6 protein-coding genes are annotated in these 6586 nt (G+C 73.9%); 3 read left to right on the forward strand and 3 right to left on the reverse strand.

The window, feature by feature from the left end; all coding sequences use genetic code 11:
* Positions 1-149 precede the first annotated feature (149 nt).
* Positions 150-1259 (reverse strand): NADH:flavin oxidoreductase/NADH oxidase, encoded by a 1110-nt coding sequence (locus K6I34_RS28555; protein ID WP_229330180.1) that lies wholly within the window; start codon positions 1257-1259, stop codon positions 150-152.
* Between the two features lie 241 nt (positions 1260-1500).
* Here K6I34_RS28555 and K6I34_RS28560 point away from each other — a divergent pair, with 241 nt between their 5' ends.
* From K6I34_RS28560 to K6I34_RS28570, 3 genes are all read left to right on the forward strand, one after another.
* Positions 1501-2178: a uracil-DNA glycosylase gene (locus K6I34_RS28560; protein ID WP_229330183.1), complete on the forward strand. Its 678-nt coding sequence runs from the start codon at positions 1501-1503 to the stop codon at positions 2176-2178.
* 85 nt (positions 2179-2263) lie between these two features.
* A complete protein-coding gene (locus K6I34_RS28565) occupies positions 2264-3307 on the forward strand; it encodes a BadF/BadG/BcrA/BcrD ATPase family protein (protein ID WP_229330185.1) in 1044 nt (347 codons plus the stop codon).
* Between the two features lie 106 nt (positions 3308-3413).
* A complete protein-coding gene (locus K6I34_RS28570; protein WP_229330187.1) occupies positions 3414-4355 on the forward strand; it encodes a hypothetical protein in 942 nt (313 codons plus the stop codon).
* Positions 4356-4471: 116 nt separating this feature from the next.
* Here K6I34_RS28570 and K6I34_RS28575 read toward each other — a convergent pair whose 3' ends face one another.
* Positions 4472-5533, reverse strand: a complete 1062-nt coding sequence (locus tag K6I34_RS28575) for a lactonase family protein (RefSeq protein WP_229330189.1) — start codon at positions 5531-5533, stop codon at positions 4472-4474.
* Between the two features lie 64 nt (positions 5534-5597).
* Positions 5598-6586, reverse strand: a 989-nt coding sequence (locus K6I34_RS28580) for an FUSC family protein (protein WP_229330190.1), incomplete at its 5' end; no start/stop codon positions are given.

Below are 6586 nucleotides of genomic sequence, written 5' to 3' on the forward strand. Positions count from 1 at the left end.
CCCCATCCCCGATCGGACGCATCGACATCGACACCCACCCCATACGACAACGTCGGTCTTCAAGACCACAACCAGGTCTTGAAGACCGACGTCACGCCGAACCCTGAATTCGCCAACGGCATCTCTCCGCCGGGACGGGGCACCGGCCGTCAGTGCCGGGACGCGAACGCCGGAAGGTACTGGACGGGCCGCTGCTGCGTGACGCCCAGCGCCGTCGCCGCGGTGGCCGGCCAGTTGGGGTTGCGCAGCAGTTCGCGCCCCAGGAGCACCGCGTCCGCGCCGCCCGACGCGACGATCTCCTCCGCGTGGCGAGGCTCGGTGATCAGGCCGACGGCGCCCACGGGCAGGCCGCTCTCCTCGCGCACCCTGGTGGCGAACGGCACCTGGTAGCCCGGCCCGGTGGGGATGACCGCATCGGGCACGTTGCCGCCGGTGGAGGTGTCGAGCAGGTCGACGCCATGGGCGGCGAGTTCCTTGGCGAACCGCACGGTGTCGTCGGCGGTCCAGCCCTCGCGCTCGTCCTCGGGGTTCTCGGTCAGCCATTCCGTGGCGGAGATCCGGAAGAACACCGGCAGCTCCTCGGGCCACACGGCGCGCACCGCGTCGACGACCTCGAGGGCGAAGCGGGTGCGGTTCGCGTAGGAGCCACCGTACTCGTCGGTGCGACGGTTGCTGTGCGGGGACAGGAAGTTGTGGATCAGGTAGCCGTGGGCACCATGGATCTCGACGACCTTGAAACCGGCGGCGAGCGCGCGACGAGCGGCCGCGGCGAACTCCTGGACTACGCGCCGGATGTCGTCGGCGGTCATCTCCTCGGGCACGGGGTCGCCGTCCGCGAACGGGAGCGGGGACGGGGCGATGGGCGTCCAGCCGTGCGCCTCCGGGCCGACGGGCTTCCCGCCGAGCCACGGCCGGTCGGTCGACGCCTTGCGCCCCGCGTGCGCCAGCTGGATCGCCGGGACGGTGCCGTGCTCCTCCAGGAACGCGGTGATGCGCCGGAACGCCTCCGCCTGACGGTCGTTCCACAGCCCCAGGTCGGCTGGCGAGATCCGTCCGTCGGGCGAGACGGCCGTCGCCTCGGCGAGGATCAGACCGGCGCCCCCGACCGCGCGGGCCGCCAGGTGGGCGAAGTGCCAGTCGGTCGGCACGCCCGTGTCGGGTCCGTGGTCGGCGGCGCTGTACTGGCACATGGGGGCCATCCATATGCGGTTGGGGATGGTCAGCGACCGCAGGGTGTACGGCTCGAAAAGGGCGCTCATCAAGGACTCCGATCCTCGGGCAGCCGCACGCTGCGGCTTGTACGAGAGACACCGTACTACGGCTTTCATCGAATTACGACACCTCTCGTACAAGCGGGGGGCGTGCCACTCCGGAAGCGGTGCGCCCGTACGGTGCCCACTCGTTCGGGGGACATCCGGAGGACACCGGGCGCCGCCGGATCGTCGCGGTGAGCGGAGCGCGTTCGTGCGAGCACGCGCTGAGCCAGTAGAGTGACGCCCCGTGGCTGCACGACCTTTGAACGAGATCGTCGAACCCGGCTGGGCCAAGGCCCTGGAACCGGTGGCTGGACGCATCGCCGCTATGGGCGACTTCCTGCGTGCCGAGATCGCCGCGGGCCGGACCTACCTGCCCTCCGGGGCGAACGTGCTGCGCGCCTTCCAGCAGCCGTTCGACGAAGTACGGGTGCTGATCGTCGGTCAGGACCCCTATCCGACTCCCGGGCACGCCGTGGGCCTGAGCTTCTCGGTCGCGCCCGAGGTACGGCCGCTGCCGGGCAGCCTGGAGAACATATTCCGCGAGATGCACACCGACCTGGGCCTGCCGCGTCCGTCCAACGGCGACCTCACCCCGTGGACGCAACAGGGCGTCCTGCTCCTCAACAGGGCCCTGACCACCGCCCCGCGCAGGCCCGCCGCGCACCGGGGCAAGGGCTGGGAAGAGGTCACCGAGCAGGCGATCCGCGCGCTCGTCGCGCGCGGCGGACCGATGGTGGCGGTCCTCTGGGGCCGCGACGCGCGCAATCTGCGCCCGCTCCTGGGAAGCGTCCCGTCCGTCGAGTCCGCGCACCCCTCGCCCATGTCCGCCGACCGCGGCTTCTTCGGCTCCCGGCCGTTCAGCCGCGCCAACGATCTGCTGGCCCGCCAGGGCGCCACACCGGTGAACTGGCAGCTCCCGTAATGCGACACCGTCCCGGGCCGGTGGGCCCCGCCACGGCACGTACGCGGCGGTCGGCCGTGTCCGCGCCCGGGACACGGCCGGTCCGGTGACCCCGGCGGCGGACCTCGTCCTGGGGGTCGATTCGGGTGGCTCGGGAATCCGCGTCGCCCTGGCCCCCGCCCAGGGCGGGGGCCCGCCGCTGACCTGGTCCTGCCCCTCTCCCGCCGCGGTCGGCGCCGCGGGCGTCGATGCCCGCGGCCTTCTCGAACACGTCCTGCCCTCCGCGAGGGAACTGCTCGCCCGCGCCGGGGCGGACCACTGCGCGGCCGCCTGTGTGGGCGCGGCGGGCATCGCCGCGCTGGGCACCGAACTCCACGCCGTCCTGCCGGGCGCCCTGCGCGCGGCGCTCGGAGTACGCCGTCTCGCCCTCGCCTCCGACGCCGTGACCGCCTACGCGGGCGCCCTGGGCCAACGGCCGGGAGCCGTCGTGGCCGCGGGCACCGGAATGATCGCGCTGGGCACCGACCTGACCCGTGACGGGGGCTGGCGGCGCGCGGACGGCTGGGGGCACCTGCTGGGCGACTGCGGCGGTGGCGCCTGGATCGGCCGCGCGGGGCTCGAGGCGGCGATGCGCGCGTTCGACGGCCGCCCCGGCGGCTCGGACACCCTTCTCGCCCGGGTCTCGACCGTCTTCGGCCCGCCCCGGGAGCTGCCCGGTCTCCTCTATCCGCGTACGGACCGGCCCGCGGTGCTCGCCTCGTTCGCGCCGGAGGTCGCACGATGCGCCCCGGCCGATCCGGTGGCCGCCCGCATCCTCCGGGAAGCGGCCCGGCACATCGCCGGGGCCGCGGCCGCGGTCTGCCCGCCGCACCGACCGGATTCCGGTCGAATGGCCCGCCTGCCGGAGCCGACGGAGGAGCAGGGCGAGGCTGATGCGACCTGTGAAGTCGCACTCACAGGCGGACTTTTTCGCATGGGTGCCCCGCTCCTCGCACCGCTGCACGAAGAGTTGCAATTGCAACTACCTCATGCGCGACTCGTCGCCACTGAGGGCACACCGCTGGACGGCGCATTGCGCGTGGCAGGAGCCCTGCTGACGGATACTCTGCGGTTGCCACCCGACCCGGTGATGTTGCGTATCATTTGCTGAACAGCTCTGCGCACAGCGGATGTATGGCCGAATAAATCCGGACAGACAGCACCGGATCGCCCCCGCCCGAACGGCCTGGTGGGATGAACGGCTAACATGCGGCGCCATGAGCTCCCCCACAGGGCCCACGCCTGGCCTGCCTGTACGAATGCCGCGCCCCCGACCGTCCGGACGACACCGGCGGCCGGAGCCCGCGGCGGCGCCGACAGGTGCCCCGCCGCTGGTCCTCGCCGTACCGGGGACGCCCGACATCGCCACCCGCCAGCTCGCCGAGGAGACGCTCAGCATCGCCCGCTCCGAGCTCCCGGGGCTCGACGCGCGGATCGGCTACCTGGACACCGACGGCGACGACGTGGGCTTCCCGTCGCTGGAGTCCGTCCTGGCCCACGCGGCGGCCCAGCGCGCCGCTCGCGCGAGCGAAGCCCAGGGCGGCCAGGAGACGGACGGAGGCGGCCCCTGGGAGCGCTGGCCCACGGCCGTGGCCGTGCCGCTCCTGGCGGGCCCCGACAGCGCCCAGCTGCGCCGTATACGCCAGGCGGTGATGAACAGCGGTTCCGTCACCGAGCTCACCGACACGCTCGGCCCGCACCCCCTGCTCGCCGAGGCCCTGCACGTACGCCTCTCGGAGGCCGGTCTGGCCCGGGCTGACCGCGCCCGACTGTTCACAGTCGCAACGGCGGCGGACGGAATCATCCTGGCGACGGTCGGCGGCGAGGAGGCCGTGCAGGCGGCCGGGATCACCGGGATGCTGCTGTCGGCCCGGCTCGCGGTGCCGGTGCTCGCGGCGGCGCTGGACGAGGAAGGCGCGATCGCGCGGGCCGCGGAGCAGCTGCGCGCGTCCGGCTCCCGGAACCTGGCGCTCGCCCCTTGCCTCGTCGGCCCGGAGGTGGCCGAGGGGCTCGCGGCCGAGGCCGCGCGCGAGGCCGCCTGCTCGACGGCCGAGCCGCTGGGCGCCTACTCGGCGATCGGCAAGCTCGTCGCGGCCAAGTACGCGGCCGTGCTGGGCATGACGACCCAGCCGTCGCTCCAGGGCGCGCCGGTCCGCTGACGGCCGGCTTCTCCCTCTGAGAGGGATGTGGCGGAAAGGGGCTCCCCGCGTCGCGGGGAGCCCCTTTCCGCGTGGCCGGTACCGATCTCCGGCCGGTATCGGGACCGCTGCCCGTCTCAGGCGAAGAGCACGCAGGAAGCCGCGGGCGCGGCGAGCGCTCCCGAGAGGCTCGGTATGCCGGTGTCGGGGTCGACGGTGAACCAGGTGACGTCGCCCGAGCGCTCGTTGGCCGCGTAGAGGTGCCTGCCGTCGGGGTGCAGGGTCAGGTCACGGGGCCAGTGGCCTCCGCACGGGGTGGAGCCCTGGATGCCGAGGACGTCACCGGACGCGTCGAGCGCCAGTGTGGTGATGCTGTCGTATCCGCGGTTGGCGGCCCACAGGAACCGGCCGTCCGTGGAGACCACGGGCTCCGACGGATAGTTGGCGGGCGCGGCCCCCGGGGCGACGCGTGCCTCCTTGCCCGGGGTGAGCAACCCTTCCCCCGCGTCCCAGTCGCAGACGACGACGGTCGAGTCCAGCTCGTTGAGCACGTACGCGCGGTCGCCGCGGGGATGGAAGGCGAGGTGCCGGGGGCCGGTCCCGGGCCGCAGCCGTGTCTCGCCGTGCGCGCGCGGCAGCCCGGTCACGGGGCCGAGGGCATGGATCCAGACGGAATCCGTGCCGAGGTCGACGGCGAGCAGCCACCGTCCGGAGGGATCGGGCACGACGGCGTGGGCGTGCGGCCCCTGCTGTCGTTCGGTCACGGGCCCGGAGCCGCGGTGCGGCAGAACGGCGCTCGGGGCGCCGAGGCCCCCGCCCGTACGGACGGGGAGGGCGCTGACGCTTCCGGAACGGTAGTTGGCCGTGAACAGGTGCGTCCCGACACAAGCGAGGTGGGTGGGTGCCTCACCCCGCACCGGGACGGGCTCGCCGAGCAGGGCCGGCCGGGCGGGGTCGGCCAGGGAGAAGGCCGCCGCGGCGCCCTCGTCGGTCTCGCTCACCGCGTAGAGCACGTCGCCGCCGGGCGAGAGCGCGAGGAACGAGGGGTTCACGACGGCATCGGTGGAGTGCACGGCCGTCAGTCCGCCCGTACGGGGGTCCACCTCGGCGACCGTCAGGCCCGCGCCGCCCGCCTTCGTGAACGACCCGATGTACGCGAACCGCCCCTGCCGGCCGCGTCGCTCGTCAGTGATCCCCATGCCGCCCTCCCCACCGAACCGTTGTGCCTCCGCACGCTACACGGAGGCACCGACAATCCCCAGGTCAGGCCTCCGCGAACACCCCGCGGGGGTTGTCGCGCAGCGGCGTGGCGAGCGAGGTGATCGCCGTCTCCAGCTCCCGGAGGTGGGCGAGCGCGTGCTCGGCGCCGGGGTGGTGCGGGACCGCGTCGGACGCCGTGGCCGTCGTGGCCGCCGTCGGCACCTGGTCGGGGCCGGGCGCGACGAGTGTGTGCAGGGCCGCTTCGACGCGCTGGCAGGCGGCGGTGAGGCGGGCGTCGTGCGAGGCGTCGGGGTCGGCCGCGACGGCCGCCAGGCCCCGGACCTGCCGGGCGCACTCGTCGAGGTGCACCACGACCGCGCGGGCACGCTCCTTGCGGACGCCCAGGGGGCTGAGCGGGTGCAGCAGGGGCGCGAGGGAGATCCGCACCCTGCCGAGGAGGAGTTCGAGCTCGGCGACGTGCGGGGCGGGGTCGGCGGACGCGTCGCCCGCCAGCCGCCGCGCCGACTCGGCGGTGCACCGGCGTACGGCGAACAGCGCGCGCTGGATCCATGCGTCGGTGGCGGCGTGCGTGGTGATCGGCAGCACGACGGCGACTGCGAGGGCGGCGCCGAGGGCGCCCACTCCCGTCTGTTCGAGGCGCAGGGCGAGCAGGCCGGGGTGCAGCACCCCGAGGAGCCCGTACAGCAGTCCGGCCATGACCGTGACGAAGAACATCATCCAGCTGTACGAGGGGGCGGCGGTGTAGAAGATGCCGAAGACGCAGACCGCGACGAGGGCCGCGGTGGGGCCGGGCGCGCCGTCCAGAGGCACCGCGACGAGGAGCCCGACGGCGATGCCCGCCGCCGTACCGACGACACGGCGGAAGCCCCGTACGAGGGTCTCGCCACGCGAGGCGGTGTTGACGAAGATCCACCAGGCGGTACCGACCGCCCAGTACCAGCGTTCGTCGGAGACGAGCTGCCCCACGGCGAGGGCCACCCCGCAGGCGAAGGTCGCCTGGAAGGCCTGGCGCGTGGTGGGGCGGGCGAGCC

Source organism: Streptomyces sp. UNOC14_S4, assembly GCF_020740835.1.
Taxonomy (GTDB): Bacteria; Actinomycetota; Actinomycetes; order Streptomycetales; family Streptomycetaceae; genus Streptomyces.

Coding starts and splice junctions, on each gene's coding strand:
- K6I34_RS28570 (WP_229330187.1), top strand. CDS start 3,414: ATGAGCTCCCCCACAGGGCCCACGCCTGGCCTGCCTGTACGAATGCCG.
- K6I34_RS28555 (WP_229330180.1), bottom strand. CDS start 1,259: ATGAGCGCCCTTTTCGAGCCGTACACCCTGCGGTCGCTGACCATCCCC.
- K6I34_RS28575 (WP_229330189.1), bottom strand. CDS start 5,533: ATGGGGATCACTGACGAGCGACGCGGCCGGCAGGGGCGGTTCGCGTAC.